19 protein-coding genes and 1 pseudogene are annotated in these 26,479 nt (G+C 62.1%); 7 read left to right on the top strand and 13 right to left on the bottom strand.

Annotated elements, in window-relative coordinates:
• Positions 1-54 precede the first annotated feature (54 nt).
• The 10 genes from ureC to EBBID32_RS23155 all read right to left on the bottom strand — a co-directional run bounded on the left by ureC (position 55) and on the right by EBBID32_RS23155 (position 13,302).
• Positions 55-1,767, bottom strand: a complete 1,713-nt coding sequence (ureC, locus tag EBBID32_RS01765; protein WP_006949608.1) for an urease subunit alpha — start codon at positions 1,765-1,767, stop codon at positions 55-57.
• A gap of 46 nt (positions 1,768-1,813) precedes the next feature.
• Positions 1,814-2,119, bottom strand: a complete 306-nt coding sequence (locus tag EBBID32_RS01760; protein WP_006949607.1) for an urease subunit beta — start codon at positions 2,117-2,119, stop codon at positions 1,814-1,816.
• A 40-nt stretch (positions 2,120-2,159) separates the two neighbouring features.
• Positions 2,160-2,462, bottom strand: a complete 303-nt coding sequence (locus tag EBBID32_RS01755) for an urease subunit gamma (protein WP_006949605.1) — start codon at positions 2,460-2,462, stop codon at positions 2,160-2,162.
• 4 nt (positions 2,463-2,466) lie between these two features.
• Positions 2,467-3,315 (bottom strand): urease accessory protein UreD, encoded by an 849-nt coding sequence (locus tag EBBID32_RS01750; RefSeq protein WP_231382081.1) that lies wholly within the window; start codon positions 3,313-3,315, stop codon positions 2,467-2,469.
• Positions 3,316-3,495: 180 nt separating this feature from the next.
• Positions 3,496-4,854 (bottom strand): cation:proton antiporter, encoded by a 1,359-nt coding sequence (locus tag EBBID32_RS01745; RefSeq protein WP_006949602.1) that lies wholly within the window; start codon positions 4,852-4,854, stop codon positions 3,496-3,498.
• A 113-nt stretch (positions 4,855-4,967) separates the two neighbouring features.
• Positions 4,968-6,608, bottom strand: a complete 1,641-nt coding sequence (locus EBBID32_RS01740; RefSeq protein ID WP_006949601.1) for an alpha-L-fucosidase — start codon at positions 6,606-6,608, stop codon at positions 4,968-4,970.
• Positions 6,608-9,472, bottom strand: coding sequence for a TIM-barrel domain-containing protein (locus EBBID32_RS01735; RefSeq protein ID WP_006949599.1), 2,865 nt, complete (start codon positions 9,470-9,472; stop codon positions 6,608-6,610). The genes EBBID32_RS01740 and EBBID32_RS01735 overlap by 1 nt, the downstream gene beginning before the upstream one ends.
• A gap of 35 nt (positions 9,473-9,507) precedes the next feature.
• Positions 9,508-11,118, bottom strand: coding sequence for a DUF5597 domain-containing protein (locus EBBID32_RS01730; RefSeq protein WP_006949597.1), 1,611 nt, complete (start codon positions 11,116-11,118; stop codon positions 9,508-9,510).
• Complete coding sequence (locus EBBID32_RS01725; protein ID WP_156022441.1) at positions 11,115-12,815, bottom strand: WD40/YVTN/BNR-like repeat-containing protein; 1,701 nt, start codon at positions 12,813-12,815, stop codon at positions 11,115-11,117. Before EBBID32_RS01725 ends, EBBID32_RS01730 begins: the two co-directional genes overlap by 4 nt.
• Positions 12,816-12,819: 4 nt before the next feature.
• Entirely contained in the window at positions 12,820-13,302 is a 483-nt protein-coding gene (locus tag EBBID32_RS23155) for a hypothetical protein (RefSeq protein WP_051093246.1), read from the bottom strand.
• 155 nt (positions 13,303-13,457) lie between these two features.
• Between EBBID32_RS23155 and EBBID32_RS01720 the strand changes: the two genes are divergently transcribed.
• The 3 genes from EBBID32_RS01720 (at position 13,458) to EBBID32_RS01710 (ending at position 16,851) form a co-directional block, all read left to right on the top strand.
• The gene (locus tag EBBID32_RS01720) at positions 13,458-14,549 is read left to right on the top strand and encodes a fumarylacetoacetate hydrolase family protein (RefSeq protein WP_037488189.1); all 1,092 of its coding nucleotides are present in this window, start codon (positions 13,458-13,460) and stop codon (positions 14,547-14,549) included.
• A gap of 17 nt (positions 14,550-14,566) precedes the next feature.
• Positions 14,567-15,352 carry an SDR family NAD(P)-dependent oxidoreductase gene (locus EBBID32_RS01715; protein WP_006949591.1) on the top strand — a complete coding sequence of 262 codons (786 nt, stop codon included), beginning with the start codon at positions 14,567-14,569 and terminating at the stop codon, positions 15,350-15,352.
• A gap of 95 nt (positions 15,353-15,447) precedes the next feature.
• Positions 15,448-16,851, top strand: coding sequence for a sugar porter family MFS transporter (locus EBBID32_RS01710; RefSeq protein ID WP_006949590.1), 1,404 nt, complete (start codon positions 15,448-15,450; stop codon positions 16,849-16,851).
• Positions 16,852-16,899: 48 nt separating this feature from the next.
• On the opposite strand, the gene EBBID32_RS01705 is transcribed toward EBBID32_RS01710, so the two are convergent.
• Complete coding sequence (locus EBBID32_RS01705) at positions 16,900-17,979, bottom strand: LacI family DNA-binding transcriptional regulator (RefSeq protein ID WP_037488174.1); 1,080 nt, start codon at positions 17,977-17,979, stop codon at positions 16,900-16,902.
• Between the two features lie 154 nt (positions 17,980-18,133).
• On the opposite strand from EBBID32_RS01705, the pseudogene EBBID32_RS01700 reads away from it, so the two are divergent.
• Together EBBID32_RS01700 and urtE are read left to right on the top strand one after the other, a co-directional pair.
• Positions 18,134-20,116: pseudogene (locus EBBID32_RS01700) on the top strand (glycoside hydrolase family 3 protein); the annotation flags it as partial.
• Positions 20,117-20,177: 61 nt separating this feature from the next.
• The gene (gene urtE, locus EBBID32_RS01695) at positions 20,178-20,891 is read left to right on the top strand and encodes an urea ABC transporter ATP-binding subunit UrtE (RefSeq protein ID WP_037488173.1); all 714 of its coding nucleotides are present in this window, start codon (positions 20,178-20,180) and stop codon (positions 20,889-20,891) included.
• On the opposite strand, the gene EBBID32_RS01690 is transcribed toward urtE, so the two are convergent.
• Positions 20,888-21,895: an Ldh family oxidoreductase gene (locus EBBID32_RS01690; protein ID WP_006949582.1), complete on the bottom strand. Its 1,008-nt coding sequence runs from the start codon at positions 21,893-21,895 to the stop codon at positions 20,888-20,890. The two genes, urtE and EBBID32_RS01690, sit on opposite strands and share 4 nt — an antisense overlap.
• Before the next feature lie 106 nt (positions 21,896-22,001).
• Here EBBID32_RS01690 and speB point away from each other — a divergent pair, with 106 nt between their 5' ends.
• Both speB and EBBID32_RS01680 read left to right on the top strand, forming a co-directional pair.
• Positions 22,002-23,045 carry an agmatinase gene (speB, locus tag EBBID32_RS01685; protein WP_037488182.1) on the top strand — a complete coding sequence of 348 codons (1,044 nt, stop codon included), beginning with the start codon at positions 22,002-22,004 and terminating at the stop codon, positions 23,043-23,045.
• On the top strand, positions 23,042-24,469 hold the full coding sequence (locus EBBID32_RS01680; protein WP_006949579.1) for an APC family permease: 1,428 nt from the start codon (positions 23,042-23,044) through the stop codon (positions 24,467-24,469). Before speB ends, EBBID32_RS01680 begins: the two co-directional genes overlap by 4 nt.
• Here EBBID32_RS01680 and EBBID32_RS01675 read toward each other — a convergent pair.
• Positions 24,457-26,433: a tetratricopeptide repeat-containing sulfotransferase family protein gene (locus tag EBBID32_RS01675; RefSeq protein WP_006949577.1), complete on the bottom strand. Its 1,977-nt coding sequence runs from the start codon at positions 26,431-26,433 to the stop codon at positions 24,457-24,459. The two genes, EBBID32_RS01680 and EBBID32_RS01675, sit on opposite strands and share 13 nt — an antisense overlap.
• Positions 26,434-26,479 lie beyond the last annotated feature (46 nt).

Below are 26,479 nucleotides of genomic sequence, written 5' to 3'. Positions count from 1 at the left end.
CTTTGGCCAGCCACCTCCCCCTAAAGGGGAGGATCGAGAAAGTGAGCTGACCCATCAGAACAAAAAATAGCGTTGCGCGAAGGGCAATACGGTCGCCGGTTCGCAGGTCAACAATTCGCCATCGGCCCGCACTTCATAGGTTTCGGGGTCGACCTGAATATCGGGCATCGCGTCGTTCAATAGCATCGACGCCTTCCCGATCCCGCCGCGCGTATTGCGCACCGCCTCCAGCGGCCGGGCCAGTTGCAGCCGCTCGCCGATCCCTTCCGCGATCCCCGCCGCCGACACGAAATGCACCGCCGACAAAGCGCCCGCACGGCCCATGCCGCCGAACATCGGGCGGTAATGGACTGGCTGGGGCGTGGGGATGCTGGCATTGGGATCGCCCATCGGCGCGGTGGCGATGCTGCCGCCCTTGATGACCAGATCGGGCTTCACCGCGAAGAAGGCGGGCGACCACAGCACCAGATCGGCGAGCTTCCCGACCGCGATCGAGCCGACGATATGGCTGATTCCATGGGCGATGGCCGGGTTGATCGTATATTTGGCGATATAGCGTTTGACGCGGAAATTGTCGCTGTCCGCGTCGTCCGTGCCAAGGCTCCCGCGTTGCTGCTTCATCTTGTCGGCGCTCTGCCAGCAGCGGATGATCGTCTCACCCACGCGGCCCATCGCCTGGCTGTCCGACGACATCATCGAGAAAGCGCCCAGATCGTGTAGAATATCCTCCGCCGCGATCGTCTCCTTGCGGATGCGGCTGTCGGCAAAGGCGACATCTTCGGCAATGCGCGGGTCGAGATGGTGGCACACCATCAGCATGTCGAGATGTTCCTCGATCGTGTTGACGGTATAGGGCCGGGTCGGGTTGGTGGAGGAGGGCAGGACATTGGGCAGCCCCGCCAGCTTGATGATGTCGGGCGCATGGCCGCCGCCCGCACCCTCGGTATGGAAGGCGTGGATCGTGCGCCCCTTGAACGCGCCGATCGTGCTTTCGACAAAGCCCGCTTCGTTGAGCGTATCGGTATGGATCGCGACCTGAATGTCATACTCGTCCGCGACCGACAGGCAGCAGTCGATGGCGGCGGGCGTTGTGCCCCAATCCTCGTGCAGCTTTAGGCCACAGGCGCCCGCGCGGATCATCTCGACCAGCGCGGCAGGCTGGCTGGCATTGCCCTTGCCCATCAGGCCGAAATTCATCGGCATGGTTTCGAGCGCCTGCAACATCCGCCCAATGTGCCAGCTGCCCGGCGTACAGGTGGTCGCCAGCGTGCCATGCGCCGGGCCGGTGCCGCCGCCCAACATGGTGGTGATGCCGGCATTGAGCGCTTCCTCCACCTGTTGCGGGCAGATAAAATGGATATGCGCGTCGATGCCGCCAGCGGTCAGGATGCGCCCTTCGCCCGCGATGATCTCCGTGCCGGGACCGATGGGAATATTGACGCCGGGCTGGACGTCCGGGTTGCCCGCCTTGCCGATCGCTGCGATGCGCCCGTCGCGGATCGACACGTCCGCCTTGACGATGCCCCAATGGTCCAGGATCAGCGCGTTGGTGATGACCGTGTCTGGCGCGCCGTCGGCGCGGCTTATCTGACTTTGTCCCATGCCATCGCGGATTACCTTGCCCCCGCCGAACTTCACCTCCTCGCCATAGGCGGTCAGGTCATCCTCGACCCGGATAAGGAGGGAAGAGTCGCCCAGTCGCACGCGGTCACCCGTTGTGGGGCCAAACATTCCAGCATAGGCGCGGCGGGGAATGGTTACGGGCATTAAACAACCCTCCGTTCGTTTCGAGCGGCTGTTGTGTAGCACTCCATCACAATGCCCCCATCACATCGCCACGAAAGCCGATGACGATCCGGTCGCCTGCATAGGGGATCAACTGCACGTCCCGGCTCTGCCCCGGCTCGAACCGAACCGCAGTGCCGGACGGAATGTCCAGCCGGTATCCGCGCGCCACGTCGCGGTCGAACAACAGCGCTGGGTTCGTCTCGGCGAAATGATAATGGCTTCCCACCTGGATCGGCCGGTCGCCACTATTGGCGACGGTCAGGGTGATGGCTTCGCGTCCTTCGTTCAGCACGATGTCGCCGGGGGCGGGGATGATTTCGCCGGGGATCACGGGGCTATCCCTGACACGGTCATTTTGATCGCCAAGCCTCTCACCGGATCGGCCGATGTACGGTGACGAGCTTGGTGCCGTCGGGGAAAGTCGCTTCGACCTGAATGTCGTGGATCATCTCGGCGATGCCCTCCATCACCTGATCGCGGGTCAGGACATGGCCTCCGCTCGCCATCAGCGCGGCGACCGACTGGCCGTCTCGCGCGCCCTCCACCACATGGTCGGTGATCAGCGCTATCGCTTCGGGATGGTTGAGTTTGACCCCGCGCGCCAGCCGATTACGCGCGACCATGGCGGCCATCGCCACCAGCAGCTTGTCCTTTTCGCGTCCCTTCAGGTTCATGGGATCAACAGTAGCAGATAGTGGGCATGGAGGGCGACAGTCCGAATATCGCGGCGCGCAAAACGCCTGCCGCGCGCATCACATCCTTGCGCAGCGCCTGCGCGTCATTGCGCGTCAGACGCAGGATAAGTAGCCCGTCAAAGCTGGTCGCGCCGCCGGTCGGCGTTTCAACCAGCGTGCGGGCCAGGTCGAGGTAATCGCCAGCATCCTGTCCCGCATAGACCAGAGTGGCGATCGCGGCTGCATCGCCAAAGCCGAACGGCGCGCGCCCCTGTGCCGCAAAGTCACCTTCAACATGCAACGCATCGGCCCAGATCAGCCGCCCACCGCGTCGGATACGCCAGCTGTCATGGATCAGCCCGCTCTGATAGCTTTCCCCCATGGCACTGCGGCCCAGCACCAGCATCTCCATCGCCAGCATCCGTGCGTCGGGGGCCATGTCGGCCTCCAGCGTGCGGCGCATCCTGCTGCGATCGAACAATATCGCTTCCTGCGCCAGCCATTCGCAGGTCGCGCCCGCGCCGATGCTGATACGGGTTTCGATGCGCGACGGCTCATCCTCATCCAGCGCGCGGTAGAGCTTTTCGGCGGCCTGCGGCACGATGGTCGCGCCCACGCCCGGATCGACGATGATGTCGAGCGCCAGCCTATCACCCCCGGTCAGCCCACCACAGGTGGTGACGGTGACGGCCAGCGGAAAATCGCCCTCCCGCCCTTGCGGAAACAGTAGCCGGGCTGGCGCAACCTGCATCATGTCGCGGATGCCGCGGGCGCCGAATGCGACCATGGCGCGGCCATCGACGCGCTGGTGCCGGGACTTGGGCGGCACGGTGATGGCGCGTTGCAGGGTCATGGACACCATCTGATCAGGCGCGGCAGGTCACGACATGGGGCATATGACGTATGGAACGAACGGGCGGGGGATACCCATCAACGGTCGCGCTTATTCCATTACATGCTCCCGCGAACGCGGGAGTCTGTTGGCCATTCCGCGAGGCGCGGGTCAATCATTATTGGCGAACGCCTATATCCCCTACTTGATCGCGCTCGGTGACAAATCGAGCGCGCCAAGGTCGCCGCGCTCGCGTGCCTGACGGCCATAGAATAGTTCAAACAATGGTCCCGCCATCATCGTCGTGACGATCGCCATCAGCACCAGCATCGAGAACAGAGTCGGTCCGATAATGCCTTTTTGCAGCCCGATATTGATGATGATGAGTTCCATCAGTCCGCGCGAATTCATCAGCGCGCCAATACCGAGCGCCGTGCGATTATCCTCGCCCGAAAGCCGGGCGGCAAGATAGCAGGCGCCGCCCTTGGCCATGATGGAGGCAATCAGGATGAGCAGGGCGATGCCCAGCAATGGAAGCGAATTGACCATGTTCATCTGGGTATTCAGCCCAGAATAAGTGAAAAACATGGGTAATAGCAGGACGACTGCGAGTGGCTCGACCTTGCGACGGATTTCGTCCGCGAACAGTCCACGCGGCATCACCGCGCCCAGGATGAAGCCCCCGAAAATGGCATGGATTCCAACCGCATCCATCAAAAATGCGGAAGTGCAGAATGCTGCGAGCGTGATGGCGAGTATGCCGGTGCTCATGGTCCCTTGGCGCGTGACCTGCGCGGCCAGCGGTGCGAACAGACGTGGCCCGAACGACAGGACGACCAGCCCCCAGGCAAGCCCGCCGCCGATCGCAATGATCGCTACCGATGGACCACCGCCAAAGGTCGCCAGGACCAGCGCCAATACGCACCACGAACAGGCATCGTCAAACGCCCCAGCCGTAAGCGACAGCGTCCCCAGCGCGCTGTCCGCCAGCCCCCGCTCGTTGATAATTCGCGCGAGCATCGGGAATGCGGTGAGCGCGATGCACGCGCCCATGAAAAGTGTCGCATTGAGGCGCGATATGCCGGGCGCGAACAATCCGGGCATTTCGAGCAGGAACGGCATGATGAGTGCGGCCACGACAAAAGGCGCAACGATGCCCGCCAGCGAGACACCCGCCGCGCTTTTGGCTTTGGCCTTGAAATGATCTATCCGCAGCGTCGTGCCGACCAGGAACATATACAGCCCGACACCCAGTTGCGCTCCAGCGTAAAGTATATTCCGCGTTTCCGGAGGAAAAATCGCGCGTTGCAGATCGGGCAGGAGCAGACCAAACAGCGATGGTCCAAGCAAGGCGCCCGCGATCATTTCGCCAACTACCTGCGGTTGACCAAGAAATTTACGGCCGAGCCATCCGACCAGGCGGCAGGCGACAAGTATGACCGCCAGTTGCAGGAAGAAGTGGATCGAAAAATCGCCCGGCGCATAACTGTGCGCCGTGGCGGTCTGCGCTGGACCATGCGGACCGAGCAATCCGCCAATGCCTGACCAAAAACTATCCATCCCCATATTCACCCCGAATTTTGATGCAATTCCCGATCATGAAGCGCCTACGCACATGCCCGACTCTTCTGGCCGATGCCGTTGGAATGGCCTTTGCCAGCCCGCGCGGCGTATCATATGGGCTTGGTCCCCGACCCGATGCCAGAACCATCGATCCGCACAACCGGGACGATGGCCGGGCTGGTGGTCATGTCAAGCTCCAGACAGGCCTGACCGTGGCTGTGTGCAATCTCGCCATGCCCAAGAAGTGTGGCGCGCGCGATCCGTCCGGCCCAGCGGGCCTTGCCCAGCGCGGCGATGCGCGCCTTCGCACGCGGCGGTTTCAAGAAGAAGATGTAGAGCGCGCCATCCTTCACCGTGAAGCGAACATCGCGGGTGTCGAACCCTTTGAATGCGCCTTCGTTCTGCATGCCGGCAGCCAATTGCGTTGGCCCTTCGCCATAGATGTGAAATGGGCGCGAACCGAAAATCGCAACCTCATTGACCGCCATCCAAGCGCCCAGATCGTCAAGGATATTCTCTGCTTCCGCGTCGATCGTGCCGTCACCGCGCTGCGGGACCGATAACAGCAGATTGCCATTCTTCGACACGACGTCGGCGAGGCGCTGGAGCACGGCTTCGGCCGACACATAGCTTTTGTCGGTGAACCGCGCGCGATTGTAAAACCAGTCGCCGATGCACGTGTCGGTCTGCCAGGGCTCTTCCCATAAATGGTCTGAAAAGCCGCGCTCGACATCCTGTACCATGGCACCGCGCGCATAGGGTTTGAGTTGCTTGGCGGTGAGCACGACATCGACCTTGCCATGCCATTGGATCGACCGGTTGTAATAATCCGCCGCCGCCGCCAGCCCGATGGGGCCAAAGGGCAGTTCATGATTGTCCATATAGCAGAAATCAGGGCGGTATTTCGCGATCAGGTCGATCTGGCGCAGCAACCATTGCCGGGCATAGTGTGCGTCGCCAGGCGGCGCGGTTTCGATCCATTGGCCGTTATGCGCCGCGTGCCATTGATCCATCGCCGACATGCTCTCGATGCCATCGGGCGCGACCATGTGGCGGCCGGTATAGAGCGTTTGTGGGTCAAGACCCTGCCACCACTTGCCCGCGCCGTCGGCCCTGCTGAGCCGGTACGCATCATAGCGTTCGCCCTTGCGCGGTCCTTCGGCATCATAGGCGTAAGCAGGCTGATACCAGTGCCAGGCATGGCTGGCATGGTTGGACACGCCAAAGCGCAGCCCGGCCGCCCGCGCGGCCTTTGCCCAGATACCCACGATATCGCGCTTTGGGCCGACCCGCATACTGTTCCAGGCATGGTGCCGACTGTCATAGCAATCCAGATTGTCATGGTGGCAGGCGAGAGAGACGAAATATTTTGCCCCGGCCTTCACGAACCGCTGCATCAGTGCTTGCGGATCCCAGCGCTCCGCGGTCCAGCGGTTCAGCACATCCATCATGCCGGTGTCGGCCGGGTGACCATAGGCCTCCAGATGCTGGCGATACATCGGGTGACCCTGCATATACAGGAACCGCCCGTACCAGTCGCCCTGTTCTGGTACGGCCTGCGCGCCCCAATGCGACCAGATGCCGAACTTGGCATCGCGGAACCAGTCGGGAGTCCTGTAATGTTCGACCAGCGATGGCCAGGTCGGCTGCACTGGTCCCGACATGATCCCGCCATTGCGTGCAAGGGCTGGCAGGACTGGCATCGCCGCCAGCCCCGCCAGGATACCGCGCCGATGCCAGTTGTCCTGCATCAGCGGCGCTTGCCGATGGTCACCGCTGCGCCGGTATAGGTTACTTCCGCATCAAAGGCATTGTCGTCGGTAACCGGCTTGCCCGGCACAACCCATTTGATGCGGATTGTGCGCGTTGCAGGCATGTCCTTCCAGCCCGCGCCGTGGCGTGCGCCGATGGTCAGCGTGCCTTTGCTATCGTCATAGGTCATCGGGATGCGGCTCGATGCCCCCATTTTATAGGCAAGGCTGCGACCGTCATCTTCGTAGAGCGAGAATTGGCCATTTGCCCCGGCATAGACTGCAATGGTCAGCGGTGCATCGCGGTGCTGATCGACCCATTGTGTAACCGGCCCCATCGGCACCACAGCGCCAGCGCGGACGAACAGGGGCATCCGTTCATAGGGCGCATCGACCTTGACCGAATCGCCCCCGCGATAGGCCTTGCCTGTCGAGAAGTCATACCATTGCGTATTGCCGGGGAAATAGACGCTGCGGCTGCGCGCCTTGTAATCGGTGACCGGCGCGACAAGGAAGGCGTCGCCGAACAGATATTGATCGTTGATCTTGCGGACCTTTGCATCGGTGGGGAAATCCATCACCATTCCGCGCATGATGCTGCCATCCTTCATATAGGTGTCGGCACCGATCGTGTAGATGTAAGGCATCAGGCGGTATCGCAGCTTGTCATACCAGACCATCGATTCGCGCATCGGCGAGCCTTCCGGGCTGATTTCGTAAATTTCGCGGTAGGGCGCCTCGCCATGGCTGCGGAAAAGCGGAGAGAATGCGCCGAACTGGAACCAGCGCAGGTTCAGTTCGCGCCATTCCTCCAGATCCGCAGCAGTCGGCGTCTTGGTGGAAAATCGATCTTCCAGCGCAAAGCCGCCAATATCATGGGTCCAGTTGGGGATGCCCGACAGCGATGCATTGACACCCGCCGAGATCTGCGCCCGCAGATCGTACCAGCGGCTGGCCACATCACCCGACCAGATCGCGGCACCATAGCGTTGCAACCCGCCAAAGCCCGACCGGGTCAGCAGAAAGGGGCGCACGTCGGGCTTATAGGCAGTCCAGCCATCATAGAAGGCACGCGCATTCATCAACGGATAGCTGTTGAAGAATTCGGCCGCCGGACCCATCGCGGTCGGTCCCATGGTGTCGATCCGTTCAGCGATCGACAGATTGGAATGCATGTCCGGTTCACTGGCATCGGCCCACCAGGCATCAACCCCGAACCTGGCCAGCCGCTGTTCAATCTGTTTCCAGAAAATGCTGCGGCCTTCGGGGGCGTAGGGGTCATAGAAGGTGCTTTGATAGCCGATGCCGACCCAGTCCTTGTTCCCCTGTTTGATGTTGCCCTGATAGACTAACCCTTTGGCGGCCAGTTCCTTGTAAGTGTCGGTGGTCGGATAGAATTTCGGCCAGACCGAGATCATGAAATTGGCGTGATTGTCATGAACCTGATCAATCAACCCCTTGGGATCGGGGAAGCGGGTCGGGTCGAAGCGGTGGCCGCCCCAGTCATCATCGCGCCAATAGCGCCAGTCGAGCACGATATTGTCTAGCGGAATGGCCAGTTCGCGATATTTGGCAACGACATCGGTGATTTCCTTCGACGTGTCGTAACGCTGACGCGATTGCCAGAAGCCATAGGCCCATTTGGGCATCATCTCCGCCTTGCCGGTCAGTTGGCGGTACCCCGCGATGACGTTGTCCATGGTGCTGCCGGGGACGAACCAATAATCCTTCGCTTGCGCCACATCACTGGTCATCCAGACCGAATGCCGGTCGGGCGCGGGTAGGGGATCATTGTGCAGCAACGCTATATAGCCCGCATTGGGTTCCCATTCGACACGGATCGCGGCAGGCTTGCCCTTGACCAGCGGTACTTCAAAATTGGCAAACCAGGGGTTCCAGTTCTGCCGCCAGCGATCCAGCATCAGTTTACCGTCGACATAGACCTTGTAATAGCTTGAACCGTAGAGCTGGAACTTGTGGACGCCGGTGGCGTCGGGCATCACGTCGCCGCTCCAGATCACCGTCTGTTTCTGCACGGCATTGCCTGCCGTATTTTGGCCGCCTGTCGCAGCGACGGTTTTGGCCTTGGCGGCTTCGGGCCATTTCGACTGATCGTTCAAAAACTGATAATCAATCGTCGCTTCCTGTTGTGTCACAACGGGTTTGCCATCCAGAAAATACTCAGCTTTCCAGCCGGGCTTGCCATCGCTGGTGACGGACATATCTTCGCCCACCAATGCGTAGGGTTTGGGATTGCCGAAACGGCTGATCCCGTCATTGTCCCACAACAGGCCATAGCCCTTCGTCGAGACGACAAATGGAACGGCGATGTCCATATTGTGCTGGGCAAGTTCGACATCCTCGCCATTATAGTCCATCTGGCTGTTCTGGTGCTGGCCAAGACCATAGACACCTTCGTCAGTGCCGCGATTGAACTGCTGTGATATGCTGACGTAGTGCTTGCCATCCACCGTCGTCGGACGGAATTGCGGCGCACCGCTTTCACCCAGCAGAACATGCCCGTCCGGGTCGAGAAATGTCACCTGTCCTGTGGAAAGATCGACATCAGCGGTTGCCTTTTGCGCCTTTACGACGACATGACCCTTGGCTTCCACTACAGTGAATGCGCCCGTTGCCGGTGGATTGGGCACCATGAGACTGGGCGCACGGGCAGCGATTTTCTGTCCCTTTGGCAGCGCCACGACATGGACGATACCCGTCCCATGCACAGACAATTCGACGCTGGCCGATGGGCCGGTGGCGGGCGTGACGAGCACGCCGGTCGCGGTCTGGCGATAGCTTTGTGCCTGCGCCACCCCGGTCGCACTACCCAGCATCAACGCCGTGAGGATTAACTTCTTCATCGTCCTTCTCCCTGAATCGTCATTGGCAGCACCGCTCAGCGGTAGCGCCCCATAGTGATCTTCAATATTTGCGGCTTATCGAGCAGGTTGATGCCGTAATCGGTCTGATCGCCGTTCCACACGCGCGTCATCACCCATTTACCGTCCCGAAACGCGCCTTCCTCGACACGCAGCACCATGCTGTTGGGGGTTCCGTCAGCGCTTGCGACAGTCAGCCGTACATGATCGCCGACGACCAGAAATTCGTCCGCAGATAGTTGCGCCACCGCAACGCCGCCGATCAAATCCTTGCTCCATGGGGCGGGTTCCGACTTGAGCCACGTCCAGGCTTTCATCCCGAATTGCCATTCGCCCCAGGAGGCCGAAATCGTCCAACCGCCCATATTGGTCGAGACCGGCGCGCCATCATCGGGCCTGGCTGCGCCCCAGGTCGGCCGCTCAAATGCGATGCGCGCCCAATCGCGCATGATTGACCCGACCGCCTGATAGGGCAGGGCGAGCGGATCTAGCGTGGCGGCGTCCAGATCTTTTGCGCCCAGCGGATAGTTGAAATAGCCGCTCGCATCGAGGCCGAACGGCGCATATCCAATCGCGCCGCGCCCCAGAGCCGCGTAGAAATAGCGATGAAATTCCCGCGCATTGCCGATTTCCGGCACCATGAGCGCATTGTCGGCACGCGCATATTTATCGAGATATTGCACAACATTGGCACTTGCCCGGTCGTAAATATCAGGCGCGGCAAAATCGATATGCGGTGCCGCCGCCTTCCATATGTCGAGGACATCCTGTTGCGGCCCGCCGCTCGCCACGCCATCCGGGTCAGGCACGTTTGAAGGCCCGGCAAGCGCGGCGTTGACATACATGGGCAAGGGTTTGACGGCCTTGCCTGCCGCCGCGATCGCATCGACATAGGCGGCGACGTACCAGCTATTGAAGGCACGATCCGCCTGCGCGCCAAATGCCTGGCTCCAGGTGCCGGACTTGCCCGTCGCTTTGGCCAGTGCCGCAGGGATCGGCTTTGCAAACAGTGCATCGCCGGTCGGCCCATAATCGCGCGGGTTACGGTAGCTGCCCGTCTCGTTCTGGGGCTGCACCAGGATTACGGTATTTTGTGCATCATGATCACGCAGATATTCCATGACCTTGACGAACGCCCGCATGTCGGCGGCGAGCGTTGCGGTGCCGTGCGCACTGAGCACGCCATGATCTTTGCCGTCCCGCGTCTTCATGCGGGGGAAGCGGCGACTGTCCAGCTTTACCCAATCGGGGGTATAGGCGTAGGACGTATTCTTCCACGTGCCGAACCACAAAAGCACGACGCGCTTGTCATGGGCACGCGCCTGATCCAGCAAGGTTTGCAGAAAAGACAGGTCGAACTGGCCTTCAACCGGTTCAACCTGTTGCCAGGCGATTGGCACTTCGACCGTATTGGCATGAACCCGATCCAGCACATCCCAGGCGGATTTCAGCGCCTCTGGATAGTTGCTCGAATTATTGACCTGCCCCCCTAATATCGTGAAGGGTGTACCGTCGACTATCAGCGCATGACGACCATTTTTGCTGACCAGTTTGGGAATCGGCGTGACCTGCTGGGCGATTGCCGGAACGGGTAGCGTGATGAGCAACAGCGTCGCCAGAAATTTCATTTTGTCTCTCCCGCAGGGTCGCCATAGAATAGTCCGCGCCCGTCAGTGCCTAGATAGACGCGGCCCGCATGGCGCGGATCGCCCGAAATGACGCGATAACGCCCGCCCCAGCGATGTGCGTCATCGTCGATCCGCGTCCAGCTCTTATGGTCGGTCGAGCGCCACACGCCGCGTTGCTCCCCCAGCGTCCCAACCGCAAAAATCGTCGCGTCTTTCCCTGCCATCGGCAGGCCCAACCCGAAAAGTTCGACCTTCAACATGCCGCTCGCCATGACGAAGCTCTGTCCACCATCGATGCTGTGATACAGTTGTTCACCCACCTGAAACCACAAGTCACCGGTGCCAAAAGGTGATGCGACAAGACGATATTGTTGTTCGCGGCCATGGACTTTGCCGAGCGATAGTCGCGCAGGTAGGCCAAGGCCCGCGACCGGTACGAAGGTTCGTGCCGCATCGTTCGACACGAGCAGCCGATCATGATCAAAATCGACCGAATAAAAGCGCCGCGCATCAACCTTGTCCGCTACCGGGCGGGCATTCAGCCCCAGTCCCTGCACCAGATCCCATGACTTACCCCGGTCGCGCGTGACCAGCGGCATAGGCGTGGCAACGACGAACGTGCTGCCATCGGCCGACACGATCACCGCCGCTTCGCCCGCAAGGTCATAGCGTTTGCCCGGTTCGCCGTCAGCCAGGCGTATCGGCGGAACCCGAAGCGGTTTCCAGCTTTTGCCGCCATCCTGGGACCAGCCAAGGGTCGCATCGCGCGGGCGTTCGGCATAGAGGCTGCCGCTGCGCACGACGACATGTGGTGTGCGTCCGGCATAATCGAGATTGTTGGTGTTCGAGAGATAGGGGTTGGTGAAGGTCGGCTTCGGCGACGCATTCAGATCTTCATGGACGAAACCGGCAATGTCACCAAAGCCCGAAATCAGATGTGCGCCGCCGGTCGGGGAAGTCAGCGTAATGATCGCAGTCTGTTCGATCCCTTTCACCCATGGCTTCCACAGGATTTCGCCCCCGGGCTTGGCCGAGTCCGCCGCATAGACGGTTGCGCCTGTCGTATAGACCATGCGTCCGGCGTCGAACGGATCGATCGCCAGTCCCGAAATCCAGTGTCCGAAATCCGCGCCCTTGCCTTCATGCAGCAGATAAGGCGTTGCAGAGACGTTGCGCCTGCTGCGGGTGCCCAGATCATTCCAGCGCGCTCCGCCGTCGCGCGATAGCCAGACGGTATCACCGGGCTGCCAGCGGTCGATGGTCGATACCGCCACTATCCCGGCCCGCGACACTGCAAGACCCATGAAGCCGCCCATGCCATAGTCGCGCGGCGTGATGTCGCGCGCGCTCCCATCCGGTGCGAAGCGCCACACCGCGCCGGTCGTTGCGTCACTTGGACCTATGCCGTCCGAATATGTCACATATAATGTGCCGTCTGCGCCCACCGCCCCCTTTGTGGCAAGCAAATCGGGGGTCGGCCCTTTGACCGCCAGCCAGTTTTTGCCGCCATCATCGGATCGGAACAGATGGTCCGCGCCCGGATCCGCGATCCCGGCCCAGATGCGCCCGGTGCGCGAATCGATCGCGATGAACGATATGCCGCCATGCGCTTGCCCCGCAGCGGGTGCCCCAAGCCCGGCAATCGGGAAGGTCGTGACCTTGGCCCAGTGCGCGCCCGAATCATCGCTCCGCCACAAGCCGTCATGGCGCGATCCAAAAAAACAGCGTTGAACGATTATGGGGATCAATCGCCAGCCGTTCGCCCATGCCGCGACCCGGCTCGTTGCCCCCCATCGCGAACGGTACTGGCGTCGTCGTCCATGTCCTGCCGCGATCGATGGACCGCAAAATGGCGGCGGGCAGACGCGCGGCCATACCCACCGCAAGATAGACGATGTTGGCGTCGCGCGGATCGACGGCGATACTTTCGACGCCCATGTAGCTGCTTATCGCCATGCCGTCTTGAAGCGGAATCCAGCGCGCGGCCTTGACATCCCAGCGATAGGCACCGCCCATATCGGTACGCAGATAGGCCAGGCCTGGTTCGGAGGGGCTGAAGATGATGTTGGGTGCATAACCGCCCGCGCCTACAGTCACATTGGTCCAGCGATAGGGCGCAGCACGGTCGGCAGCCGCGATTGCGGGAACGCTCCCAGCCGTGCAAAGGACTGACACGGTCGCCAAGCTTGCACCCCACCTCATCCGTTTGCACCCTCCCCAATTTGATAATGTCTTAGATGTTTGATCGCATCTCTTGACGCCCCTTATGGCATATACGATACCGCTACCACAATGGAGGGAATGACGTGTCGATAGAAGAATTGCGGCTGGACCAAACCATGCCGTGTGATTGGCGGAGTGGACGATTTTTGGGAAGGATCGATCCGGGCTGCGGACCGGTGCCTATCATGGTGCGTGACGGGATGGCCTATGACATGTCGCATGTCGCACCCACCGTTTCTGCGCTGATCGCTACGCGGGCGTTTGTCGGCGGCACGCTGATCGGGGACGCCGCGTCGATTGATCCTGCTCAGCTTCTCTCCCCCATCGACCTGCAATGCGTCAAGGCAGCGGGTGTAACCTTTGCCGTGTCCGCGCTGGAGCGGGTGATCGAAGAACAAGCGCGCGGGGATCACACCGCCGCCGCTGCCGTGCGCGAACGGCTGGAAGCAGCGCTTGGCGGCAGCATCGGATCGGTCGTGCCGGGATCGCCCGAAGCCGCAGCATTGAAGGCCGCTCTGATCGAAAGTGGCATGTGGTCGCAATATCTGGAAGTCGCGATCGGGCCGGATGCGGAAATTTTCACCAAGTCGTCGGTGTTGTCCACGGTTGGGCTGAATGCCCCAATCGGCGTGCGGTCGGATTCTACCTGGAACAATCCAGAGCCGGAAATTGTACTCGTGGCCGATTCGCAAGGGCAGGCGGTTGGCGCGACGCTCGGCAATGATGTCAATCTGCGTGATTTTGAGGGGCGTTCCGCTCTGTTGCTCGGCAAGGCGAAGGACAATAACGCCAGTTGCTCACTCGGCCCGTTGATCCGCCTGTTCGACGGTGATTTCACGATGGACGATGTGCGCAATGCGGATGTGGCCCTGACGATCCGGGGCGCCGATGGCTATCTGCTGGAAGGCGCAAGCACGATGCGCGAAATCAGCCGCGATCCCGAAAATCTTCTGGCGCAGGCGATGAGCGAACATCAATATCCCGATGGTTTTGTGCTGTTCTGCGGTACATTATTCGCGCCGACGCAAGACCGCGACGATGTCGGTCGGGGATTCACCCATAAGCCAGGCGACGTGGTGACGATTTCCAGCGCGCGCCTTGGCACATTGATCAACACCGTCACCACGTCACGCGACGCCCCGCCATGGGGCTTTGGCATTGGCGATTTGATGCGCAATCTGGCGGCCCGCGGGCTGCTGGCAGCATGACACCGACAGGAACCAATATGTTACAGCAGACAAGCACGAACCCGACCCGTGCGATTTACGGCAGCCTACAGGACAAGAGCGTAATCATCACCGGTGGTGCGTCCGGCATCGGCGCCGGGCTGGTCGAGGCGTTTGTCGCACAGGGTGCCAGGGTCGGTTTTGTCGATATTGCGGAAGACGAGGGCGCGGCGCTGGCCAATCAGTTGACCAGCACCGCGCGCCACGCGCCCGTGTACCGTTATTGCGACCTGACCGATCTTGACCAGCTTGGCGCAACGATGGCGGCGCTGGAAAGCGCGCTGGGCGGCGTCGACATCCTTGTCAACAACGCCGCCAATGACGATCGGCACACGATCGATGATGTCACGCCTGCGGTGTGGGAAGATCGACTGAACGTCAATTTGCGCCACCAGTTTTTTACCGCCAAGGCGGTGATCCCGGCGATGAAGCGTGCAGGCGGAGGCGCTATCGTCAATTTCGGGTCTATCAGCTGGCATCTCGCGCTGCCCGACCTGATCCTGTATCAGACATCGAAGGCCGCCATTGAAGGGATGACCCGCGCGCTCGCCCGCGATCTTGGCCGGAGCAACATTCGTGTGAACACGATTGTGCCGGGCAATGTTCAAACGCCACGACAGGAACGCTGGTACACGCCAGAGGGTGAGGCTGAAATCGTCGCTGCCCAATGCCTTGATGGTCGCATCCAGCCTGCCGATGTCGCCGCGCTGGCGCTGTTTTTGGCGTCTGACGACGCGCGCATGTGTACCGGACACGACTATTTCGTTGATGCCGGTTGGCGCTGATGCAGGTGACCACTGGTCGCTACCCGGCATCCCCGTCACCCAGGCCAACAACTGAGCGTCCGCCAGAGGCGTGAAGATAAAGAGAGGAATTTTTCATGGAGCCGGGGCAGGTCAACAAGGCGCTCATTACGCTGGTCGTCGCCGTTGCGACGATTGGCGGGTTTATGTTCGGGTATGATTCGGGCGTTATCAACGGCACTCAAAAGGGGTTGGAAGCCGCATTCGATCTGGGCCGCCTGGGTATCGGCATCAATGTCGGCGCGATTCTTGTCGGGTCATCGATCGGCGCCTTTGCAGCCGGGCGATTGTCTGACCTGATCGGACGACGCAACACGATGATGATTGCCGCTGCGCTATTCGTCATTTCCGCGTTGCTGGCAGGTGCTGCGGCATCGTCGGCGATTTTCATCTTTGCACGGATCATCGGCGGGTTCGGTGTCGGCGCAGCCAGCGTCACATCGCCAGTCTATATTTCGGAGGTCACCCCGGCAAATATTCGTGGTCGCATGTCCAGCATCCAGCAGGTGATGATCATTTCAGGCCTTACCGGCGCATTCGTCGCGAACTTTGCGCTGGCGCGTTATGCGGGCGGATCGACGGCGATTTTGTGGGCCGGTTATGAAGCATGGCGCTGGATGTTCTGGTTACAGGTCGTTCCGGCCGCAATCTATTTTGTGGCGCTTTTCTTCATACCCGAAAGCCCGCGCTATTTGGTCGTGAAAGGCCGAGACGATGAAGCGCAAAGCGTCCTGACCCGCCTGTTCGGTGCGGCTGAAGCCAAACGCAAGGTCAGCGAAATTCGCGACAGCCTTTCCGCCGACCACCACCGCCCCACATTGTCTGACCTGGTCGACAAGAACACCAAAAAAATCCGCCCTATCCTGTGGATCGGCATCGGCCTCGCTGTGTTCCAGCAACTGGTCGGCATCAACGTCGTATTCTATTACGGCGCGACCTTGTGGGAAGCGGTCGGCTTTACCGAGGATTATGCGCTTCAGACCAACATCCTGTCGGGCGTGCTGTCGATCGGTGCCTGCCTTCTGGCCATTGCGCTGATCGACAAGATCGGACGCAAGCCGCTGCTGCTGATCGGATCGGCCGGTATGGCGGTGACGCTGGCGGTGGTCGCATGGGCATTTTCGACCGCCGTCAGCGATGCCGGCGGCGCAGTATCGCTGCCGGGCCATTCGGGCGTGATCGCGCTCGTTGCAGCAAATTTGTACGTGATCTTCTTCAACGTGAGTTGGGGTCCGGTCATGTGGGTTATGCTGGGTGAAATGTTCCCGACGCAGATTCGCGGATCGGCACTGGCCGTTGCGGGATTTGCCCAGTGGATCGCCAACGCGGTGATTTCAGTCAGCTTCCCCAGCCTTGTTGTATCGCCCGGCCTTTCGCTGACCTATGTCGGCTATGCCATGGCGGCGGCGGTGTCCTTCTTCTTCGTCAAGACGATGGTGCAGGAGACTCGCGGGCGCGAATTGGAGGCGATGGAAGGATGAGATTTGCCGTCGGGGGCTGTGTTGTCGCCAGATGAATTGGCCGGATTGTTAAATGCGCACCGGCGGACGTTGACGGGGTGCGGCATCGGACTGACGACGGATCAGCGTATAATCGAGCGTCATATGCCGTATCACTGCTTCGCCGCGTTTGCCGCGTAACATGCCGACAAGCATTTCCACGGCAGCGCGAGACATATCGGCGATCGGCTGGTGAATCGTCGTCAGTTCAGGCCAGATCGTCGTCGCAAGCGCGCTGTCGTCGAATCCGCATACGGTGAGGTCGCCCGGCACGTCGAGCCCGCGACGATGGGCGACCGCGACGGTTGCCGCCGCCATATCGTCATTGCTGGCGAAAATCGCGGATGGCGGATTTTCAAGCTCAAGCAGTTCGTCCGCTGCGTCCAGGCCCGACCGATATGTGAACAGGCCATCCGCAACCAGTTGTTCATCAAATGCGCGGCCAGCTTCCGCCAGTGCCGCGCGATAGCCTTCCAGCCGTCGGCCGCTCGCGGTCAGATTGGGGTTGCCCGCGATAAATCCGATCCGCACATGGCCCAGGCCGATCAAATGACGCACCATCGCCTGCGCCGCGCCCCGGTCATCTATCGAAATTGCAGCGCATTGGGGCGGTGGACAGCCAGTAGCGACGACTACGGTCGGCACAGAGGCGCCAATCAGAATGTCGAGGACAGCGCGCGAATCGCACAAGGGCGGTGGCAGGATGACGCCGTCTATTCCGCTGCTGATCATCCGTTCGACCACCTCGCGCTCATGATCGCCCAGTTCGCATTTTTCGACCACCAATTGGACGTCGGACCGCCCGGCCTGGTCGAGACTGCCGACGAGAAATTCGCTGAGATAGGCGGCGGACGGGTTGGAATATAGCAGTCCCAACCGCAGTTGCGATGCACCCGCAAGGCTGCGCGCCGCGCGGTTGGGTGCAAAGTTGAGCTGATCGATCGCCGCCTTAACCGCATCGCGTGTCGAGTTGCGGACGTTGCGTTCTGCATTGATGACGCGCGAGACGGTCATTGGCGACACACCAGCGAGTCGCGCGACGTCGGAAATCGTCGGCGCACCGGTCTGTCGTGATGTGCCCTCACGAGGCTTCCGTGTCGATCCTGTCATGCCGCACCTGTAGCAGGAGACCGCGCCAAGAAAAGCGATCTGCGACAATCTTCCATGAAATTAATGATAGCGATACCAAAAATGTCGCTTTAAGAAGCAGATCATAAAATGAGGAGGGAACGCTATGACACGTCTGGCACCATGGACTCTGGTCATGTTGATGGGCATGACCGGAGCAGTAGCCACCGCGCAGGTTGCGCATCCCGATCAATGGCCGAAAGCAAAAAGCCGCGGCCTGGTCGATTCGTCGACCGAGGCCAGGATTACCGCGCTCATGAAGCGCATGAGCCTTGAAGAAAAAGTCGGCCAGATGATCCAGGCGGACATTGGCGCGATTACGCCAGCGGATCTGCGGCGTTACCCACTCGGTTCGATCCTGGCGGGCGGTAGTTCCCCACCGATTGGCAGCCCGGATCGTTCGCCAGCCGCGCCATGGATCGCCACCAGCCGCGCATTCAACGCGGTGGCCCTGGAGCAGCGCCCCGGCCATGTCGCGATTCCACTGATGTTCGGTGTCGATGCGGTGCATGGCAATAATAATGTGATCGGTGCGACGATCTTCCCGCATAACAGCGCGCTCGGTGCGATGCGCGATCCGGCGCTGATCCGTCGCATCGGCGAAGTGACCGCACGCGAAACCTCAGCTGCCGGGATCGACTGGGCATTCGGTCCCACACTGGCCGTGCCGCAGGATGACCGGTGGGGTCGCACTTATGAGGGTTATTCGGAGGATCCGGCGGTCGTTGCGTCCTATGCCGCCGCGATGATCGAAGGATTGCAGGGGAAGCCCGGCGCATTTGGCATCCAACGCGGGCAGGTCGCGGCATCACCCAAGCATTTCCTTGGCGATGGCGGCACGACGGACGGAATCGATCAGGGCGATACGGCAGTCGATGAAGCGACCCTTATCAAGGTACACGCTGTCGGCTACCCGCCCGCGATCGACGCCGGTGCGATGACGGTCATGGCCAGCTTTTCCAGTTGGAACGATGCCAAGATGCATGGCAACAAGACGCTGTTGACCGATGTGTTGAAAGGCAGGATGGGCTTTGACGGCTTCATCGTTGGCGACTGGAACGGTCACGGGCAAATTCCCGGCTGCACCAATATAGATTGCCCCGCGACCTTCAACGCAGGGCTGGATATGGCGATGGCACCCGATAGCTGGAAGGGTCTGTTTGACTCGACCCTCGCCGCCGCCAGGGCTGGTACGATATCGGCGTCGCGGATCGACGATGCGGTGCGTCGCATCCTGCGCGTGAAGATGAAGCTGGGACTGTTCGACGCCGGGCGTCCGTGGGAAGCGAAAAGTGACACGATCGGGTCGCCAGCCCATCGTGCGGTCGCGCGTGAGGCGGTGGCCAAGAGCCTCGTCCTGCTGAAGAATAACGGTGTCCTGCCGATAAAGGCCAGCGCGAACATTCTCGTCGCGGGTGATGCGGCAGATGACATTGGACGCCAGTCGGCAGGCTGGACCCTGTCATGGCAGGGCGATGGCAACACCAATGCCGATTTCCCCGGCGCAACATCTATATATGCCGGAATTGCCGCCGCAGCCAAGGCTGGCGGAGGCACCGCCACATTGTCGCCCGATGGCCGCTTTTCCACCCGGCCCGATGTCGCAATCGTGGTCTTTGGCGAAACGCCCTATGCCGAAATGCGCGGCGATGTGCGCACCCTGGAGTTTGAGGCAGGCGACAAACAGGCGCTTGCCCTGTTGAAAACGCTGAAGGCGGCGGGCGTGCGGACGGTTTCGGTGTTCCTGTCGGGGCGGCCTTTGTGGGTCAACCCGGAACTCAACCAGTCGGATGCGTTTGTCGCCGCATGGTTCCCAGGGTCCGAAGGCGCAGGAGTTGCCGATGTTTTGATCGGCGATAGCGATGGCAAGCCCCGCGCTGATTTTACCGGCAAGCTGGCCTATAGCTGGCCCAAGACGGCGGGCCAGTTCGTGTTGAACAAGGGCATGGCAGGATATGATCCGCTGTTCGCATTTGGCTATGGCCTGAACTATGCAAAGGGCGCGACCGTGCCTGTGCTGAGCGAAGTAGCCGGGGTCGATGCAAGCCTGGCCAATACCAGCCTGTTCTTCGCGCGCGGCAAGGTTCCGGCCCCATTCACGTTGACGGTCGATGGCGGGGCAGCGTCGCCGAAGTACGCGCCGACCCGGAAGTCGCCGCTGTCTATCTGGGCCATACAGCATGAGCGCGCTGCTGGAAATTGGCGGCCTGTCGAGCGCCTATGGCCAGAGCCAGGTCTTGTGGGACGTCGACCTGACGCTGGCGCGGGGGCAGGTGATGGCGCTGATCGGCCGCAACGGCGTGGGCAAGACGACATTGCTGCACACCATCATGGGGACGCGGCCAGTGACCGGCGGGACGATCCGCTTCGACGGGCAGGATATTACGGCGCTGCCCGCGCATAAACGGTCGCGGGCTGGCATCGGCTTCGTGCCGCAGGGGCGGCATGTGTTCCCGCAGCTGACCGTCATGGAAAATCTGGAGACCGGCCTGTCGGCATTGACGGGGCGGGGCAAGGGTAGCGCCAAGGTGCCGCCGCATATTTTCGACCTGTTCCCCAAACTCTATGACATCCGCACCCGCGCGGCTGGGTTCCTGTCAGGGGGTGAGCAGCAGCAACTCGCTATCGGTCGCGCGCTGGCGGGTGAACCCGGCCTGCTGCTGCTGGACGAACCGACCGAGGGCATCCAGCCCAATGTCGTGCAGCAGATCGAGGCCGCGCTGGTCCATGTCCGCGACCAGCTGGGCATGACGGTGCTGGTCGTCGAGCAATATCTGGATTTCGTCTGGCGCTTTGCCGATCGCTATTGCGCGATGCAGAATGGGCGGATCATCCGGCAGGGCGCGATTGCCGGGGAAAGCGCGAAGGATGTCGCGCATCTGGTTCAGATTTAGGGCGCTATCAACCCCTCCAATTGGCGCAGCATGTCCGCGCTGACCGGGATGCCGTCACGCAGCGCCCTGGCCCGCGCGGCAAGGCGACGGTCGCCGGGCATACGCTCCTGTCCGGCATCGTGCAGCGCGGTGACAAGTTGTTCGACCCGGTTGGCAAAACCCGCCGCCGATCCGCCACGCGTCGGGTCGATCAGGATCAGGCACTGGCCGGTACTGGGCGTCTGCGCGCCGGGATGGGCGGACCAGTCGACCTCATGCGAGAATAGCCCGCCGGTCAGGGCCGCGGCCATGATCTCGATCATCAGCGCAATGGCCGCGCCCTTGTGACCGCCAAAGGGCAAGAGCGCGCCGCCGTCCAGCACGGCGCGGGGATCGCGCGTGGCCTGCCCTGATGCATCGACCCCAGCATCGGGTGGCAGGAGATGGCCATCGCGCGCGGCGATCTGCACGTCGCCATGGGCCAGCACGCTGACCGCCTGATCGAACACGATAATGCGCCCATCCGCGCGCGGGGCGGCGAAAGCCAGCGGGTTGGTGCCATAGACCGGGTGCCGTGCGCCGGGCGGGGCGACATAGGCCATGCTGTTGACCATGGCGATGGCGACGAGTCCCTGCTGCGCGAATGGTTCGACATCGGGCCAGAGCGCGGCGAAATGATGCGAATGCCGGATGGCGATGACGCAGGCACCGGTCGCGCGCGCCTTTTCGATCGCCAATGGCGCGGCGGCGGCCAACGCAGGCTGGGCAAAGCCATTGGCGGCGTCGACCCGCAGGAAGGATGCTCCGCCTTCTTCCATCCGGGGTTGGACCCGCCCATCGACCCAGCCACTGCGCAGGGTTGCAACATAGCCCGCCATGCGGAACAGGCCGTGGCTCATGGCGCCGTCTCGTTCAGCGCTGGCGCAATTGCGCGCCAATATGTCGGCGACAGTCGCCGATGTGCCATTGCTCTGGAAGATACGGCGAAGCAGCGCGACCAGCGCGTCGAAATCCATATGGGTCATGGCGCACCCTTTCCTGCTTTGCGCCACGGCGCAACGCTTCGTGCGCGCGAAGCCATACGTTCTTTGCCCCATTGTCGCGCTTTCGCCGCCGTCCAGACTGAACGCCATGCCCGAAGAACCGATCGACCTTGACGACCTGCGCCGCCTCTATGCCGGTGGTGGTGGGGCCGATATTCATGACCCGCATTTTCGCGAGGTTGCGGGGCTTCAGTTCAAGAGCGGGGACAAAAGGCGCTGGCCCTTTGCCGAGCCTTCGACGCTGCTCGACGCGCCCTATATGGCGGGCGGGCTGACGGCGGAGACGCTTGACAGGCTGGACGTGGCGCTGATCGGCGTGCCGATGGACCTGGGCGTCACCAACCGGCCCGGCGCACGCTACGGCCCGCGCGCCGTCCGCGCGATCGACCGGATCGGGCCTTATGAACATGCGCTGCGGGTCGCGCCGATGAACCATCTGACGGTCGCAGATGTCGGCGATGTGGCGATGCAGAGCCGCTATGATCTGGCGCTGTGCCATGCCGATATCGAAGCCTGCTATGCGATGATCGGCGCGACCAAAGCGATCCCGCTGTCTGTGGGTGGCGATCATAGCATCACCGGGTCGATCATGAAGGGGCTCGCCGCCACACGCGGCCCGATGGGCATGGTGCATTTCGACGCCCATTGCGACACGGGCGGCATTTACGAAGGCTCCAAATTCCACCATGGCGCGCCGTTCCGTGAAGCGGTGCTGGCCGGGGTGCTGGACCCCAAACGCTCGATCCAGATCGGCATCCGGGGTGGCGCTGAATATCTGTGGGAATTTTCCTATGCCAGCGGCATGACCGTGATCCATGCCGAGGATGTCGCGACCATGGGCATGGGCGCGGTCGTCGCCAAGGCGCTGGAGGTGGTAGGCGACGGGCCGACCTATGTAACCTTCGATGTCGATGGTCTCGATCCGGTCTATGCGCCCGGCACCGGCACGCCGGAAGTGGGCGGGCTGTCCACACGGGAGGCGTTGCAACTGCTGCGCGGACTGGCCGGGATCGACATTATCGGCGGTGACGTGGTGGAGGTAGCGCCCGAATATGATCCAGGCACGGTGACGGCGCAGGCTGCCGCGCAGATGCTGTTCCAACTCCTCTGTCTGGTGCATCTGCGGCGATGAGCGACATATCCGCTCCGCCCGAACCGGCGCTGCGGCGCGGCGTTACCGGTCCCGGCTTCTTTGCGCTCGCCTTCGGCACCATTGTCGGATCGGCCTGGATGGTGCTGATGGGCGAGTGGGTGACTCCAGCAGGTCCGGGCGGCGCGGTGCTGGCCTTTCTGGGCATGACGCTGCTGATGGTGCCGGTCGCTGCCGCCTATGCCGAGTTGGTCGCGCGCGTGCCGCGCGCCGGGGCGGAGTTTGTCTTTGTCGAAAAGGCGTTCGGTCCATGGCCGGGCTTTGTCACCGGCTGGTTCCTGACCCTCTATTTCGTCGGCATTTGCGCCTTTGAAGGGCTGGCCCTGTCCTGGTTCCTCGAAAATCTGGTGTCGGCAATGGCCGGGTGGCCGCCGCTCTACAGCTTTTTGGGCAAGTCGATTACGGCGTTGGACTTGGGTATCGGGCTGACGGGCGCAGTCGTGATGACCCTGCTCAACGCGGCGGGGGCCAAGGTCGCGGTGGGCTTTCAGAAACTGGTGACCTTCGCCTTTCTGGCGGCCTCCGCGCTGCTGGTGCTGATTGGCTTCGCGCAGGGTGATCCCGCCAACTGGCAGCCTTTGTTCACGCCTGCTCATGGCGGCAGTTTTGCGGGCGGCATGTTCGTGATGCTGGGCGTTGCGGGCATGTGGCTGTCGGGTTTCCAGACGGCGGCGTCGGCCGTCGAGGAACGCGCGCCCGGCACCAGTTTTTACACCGTGGCCAAAGCCATGATGCTGGCGGTGGTGGTCGCGGCGATCTTCTATAGCCTCATCATCATCGCGTCCGCCGCGCTCATCCCGTGGCGCGATCTGACGTCGGGCGCGCTGCCCGTCGCGGCGGCGTTCGATCAAGCGCTGGCCGGCGGCATCGCGACCAAGGGCATATTGCTGGTCGCGATGGCGTCGCTGCTCAAAACCTGGAACGCGATGCACCTGTCTGCGACGCGGGTAATCTTGGCGCAGGCGCGGGCGGGCTTCCTGCCTGCGGGGCTTGCCCATGTCGATGCGAAGAGCGGTGCCCCCCGGCGCGCGGCGTTGCTGGTTGGCGGCTGGACCTGCCTTGGCGTGCTGGCGGGGCGCGGCGCGATCAGCCCGATCATCGCGATGGGGACGATCTGCACCACGGCCATCGCGGCGGTCGCATTGTTCGCGCTGATGCGGCTGCGCACGGTCGATAAGAGCGAGGGCCGTCCCGCCTTCATTCTGCCGGGTGGACAGGCGCTGCTCATGCCGGTGGCGATCGGCGCAACGATCGTGGCAAGTGCGGCGGTCGTCGCGCCCTTTGGCATGGCGGCGGGCATGCCGCTGGAAATCTGGCTGATGCTGGGCTGGCTGGCGTTGGGCATCGCATTGGTGGTCGGGCAACGGCTCTGGAGCCAGCCACCGGCACAGCTTCAGGTGGGATAGGCTGCGATCACCGGGCCCAATGCCCGTTCCAGCGGGCCGAGCCATGGCGCAAAATGACGCCAATGATCGACGCCATCGGTGAAGATCGGTTGACGCACCTGTTCGGAACTGGCGGTGCGCACCGCGCGCTCGGTCCGCCAGAAGGCAAGGCAGGCATCCTCGAACGGCAGGCCGAGATAATCCAATAGCCGTGCGACTTCGCCCGGCGTATCGGCGACCATATGTTCATAGTGAACGCGGTGGACATGACCGGGCGCGGCGCTGTCGAAGGCGGCCATCAGCCCGACATAATCGCGATAATAGCGGCCAATCTCACCCAGGTCATAGGTGAAAGCCTGACCGCGCGCGAAATGCTGTTTCCAGCCTGAAAAGCAGCAGCCCATCGGATGACGGCGCGCGTCGATGATTTTGGCGTTGGGCAGGATCAGGCGGATCAGGCCGACATGCTGCCAGTTATTGGGCATCTTGTCGATGAAGCGGGGCTTGTCGCTCTGGCGGTGGACGCGGGTGCGATCGACATATTCCTCTCCCAACCGTTGCCGGTCGGCGGGCGTGAGCGACCCGATCATGGTGGCGAAATCGGGAAATTCGCCTTCGTCGATCCGCGATTGCAGGCGACTGGCGATGATCATCATCTCCGGCAATTCCATCGTCCCTTCCACCTGGCTGTGGCTGGAGAGGATCTGTTCGATCAGGGTCGAGCCGGACCGGGGCAGGCCGACGATGAAGATGGGGTCGGGTGCCGGGCAGCCGCCGGTGCCGCTTTGTGCGATGAAAGCCGACGTGAAGCTGTCGGCGGCGGCTGTCACTTCGGCGGCAAATTCATCGGCATCATAGCTGAGCAGGGTGCGGCGCAGCCGGTTGCCGCGATCATAATGGCCAAAGGATGCACCATAATCGCGCGCGTCCTCCAGCGCCTTGCCCAGCGAGAAATGGAGGTGGAAGATATCCTCGCTTTTCGTCGCCGCCTCCGGTGCCAGCGTCGCCAGCGCCTGCTCCATCGCGGCTATGTCCTGCGCGTCGAACTTCACGGTCTTGAGGTTGGCAAGGCTCCACCAGGCTTCGCCCATGGTGGGCTGATACTGCACCGCCTGCCGATAGGCATGGATCGCGTCGGCTTGCCGCCCCAACGTCTTGAGCGCATGGCCCAGATTCTGCCACAGCTGCGGTTGGTCCGGTTTTTGCGCCAACAGGCGTTCGTAAATGGCGGCCGCCTGCGCCTGATCGCCCAATCGCACCAGCACCGACGCCCGCAGCAGCGCATAGCCCGGATTGTCCAGTGGCGACTGCGCCAATATCTCGGCGTGGGCGAGCGCGTCGGTCAGGCGATTATTCTGGAGCAGCAGGCGGATCAGAAAATCGCGCGCCAGATCAAAGCCCGGAGCCGTGGCGACGGCGCGTTCGACCAGCGTTAGAGCTGCACTCATGTCCCCGCGCCGCCAGTGAATTTCGCCGAGCAGCCGGGTGCCTGCCGGATCGTCGGGCAGCCGGGCGAGTCGCGTATCGAGGATCGTCACGGCGTCCTCCAAACGGCTCTCATTCATCGCCATCGCCGCCTCGAGCAGGTCGCGGTCGCGCGAGGAGGCATGGATGCCGGACAGGTCGGCGCGCCATGCATGGTCGGCGCGGCCAACTTTCCGCAACTCGCGCGCCAGCAAAAACCAGCCACTCGCCACGCCGGGTTGCTGCCGGGTCAGGCTTTCCAGCGCGACGATGGCTTGCGCGCTGTCACCCGTTTCGCTTGCGGCCTGCGCCAGTTCCCAGAGCAAGGCAGGCACACCGGGCTGGCGACGGGCAAGCGCGGCAAGCTGTGACAGGGCGGATTTTGGCTGACCCAGCCGTCGCAGCGCCTGAGCCACAAGCAATTCGGCAGGCGGCAGACCGGGGGCGTGTTTCAGTATCGCTTCGGCCCGCGCCAGTGCCTCTTCCGGCTGCGTATCCAGCAAGCTGGCAGCACGACCCAACGCCTCCTTCAGCGCAAGGGAAGGGGGGCTAGCAGGGTGCGGCGCA

Origin of the sequence: Sphingobium indicum BiD32, from assembly GCF_000382885.1 — a bacterium.
GTDB lineage: Bacteria > Pseudomonadota > Alphaproteobacteria > Sphingomonadales > Sphingomonadaceae > Sphingobium > Sphingobium japonicum_C.
The sequence above is the reverse complement of the archived record's forward strand: the minus strand, read 5'-3'. Positions and strand labels throughout refer to the sequence as shown.

Excerpts from the sequence above, each read along its gene's own strand:
- ureC (WP_006949608.1), bottom strand. The coding sequence starts at position 1,767 with ATGCCCGTAACCATTCCCCGCCGCGCCTATGCTGGAATGTTTGGCCCC.
- EBBID32_RS01755 (WP_006949605.1), bottom strand. The coding sequence starts at position 2,462 with ATGAACCTGAAGGGACGCGAAAAGGACAAGCTGCTGGTGGCGATGGCC.
- EBBID32_RS01750 (WP_231382081.1), bottom strand. The coding sequence starts at position 3,315 with ATGACCCTGCAACGCGCCATCACCGTGCCGCCCAAGTCCCGGCACCAG.
- EBBID32_RS01745 (WP_006949602.1), bottom strand. The coding sequence starts at position 4,854 with ATGGATAGTTTTTGGTCAGGCATTGGCGGATTGCTCGGTCCGCATGGT.
- EBBID32_RS01740 (WP_006949601.1), bottom strand. The coding sequence starts at position 6,608 with ATGCAGGACAACTGGCATCGGCGCGGTATCCTGGCGGGGCTGGCGGCG.
- EBBID32_RS01735 (WP_006949599.1), bottom strand. The coding sequence starts at position 9,472 with ATGAAGAAGTTAATCCTCACGGCGTTGATGCTGGGTAGTGCGACCGGG.
- EBBID32_RS01730 (WP_006949597.1), bottom strand. The coding sequence starts at position 11,118 with ATGAAATTTCTGGCGACGCTGTTGCTCATCACGCTACCCGTTCCGGCA.
- EBBID32_RS01720 (WP_037488189.1), top strand. The coding sequence starts at position 13,458 with ATGCCGTGTGATTGGCGGAGTGGACGATTTTTGGGAAGGATCGATCCG.
- EBBID32_RS01715 (WP_006949591.1), top strand. The coding sequence starts at position 14,567 with ATGTTACAGCAGACAAGCACGAACCCGACCCGTGCGATTTACGGCAGC.
- EBBID32_RS01710 (WP_006949590.1), top strand. The coding sequence starts at position 15,448 with ATGGAGCCGGGGCAGGTCAACAAGGCGCTCATTACGCTGGTCGTCGCC.
- EBBID32_RS01705 (WP_037488174.1), bottom strand. The coding sequence starts at position 17,979 with ATGACAGGATCGACACGGAAGCCTCGTGAGGGCACATCACGACAGACC.
- urtE (WP_037488173.1), top strand. The coding sequence starts at position 20,178 with ATGAGCGCGCTGCTGGAAATTGGCGGCCTGTCGAGCGCCTATGGCCAG.
- EBBID32_RS01690 (WP_006949582.1), bottom strand. The coding sequence starts at position 21,895 with ATGACCCATATGGATTTCGACGCGCTGGTCGCGCTGCTTCGCCGTATC.
- speB (WP_037488182.1), top strand. The coding sequence starts at position 22,002 with ATGCCCGAAGAACCGATCGACCTTGACGACCTGCGCCGCCTCTATGCC.
- EBBID32_RS01680 (WP_006949579.1), top strand. The coding sequence starts at position 23,042 with ATGAGCGACATATCCGCTCCGCCCGAACCGGCGCTGCGGCGCGGCGTT.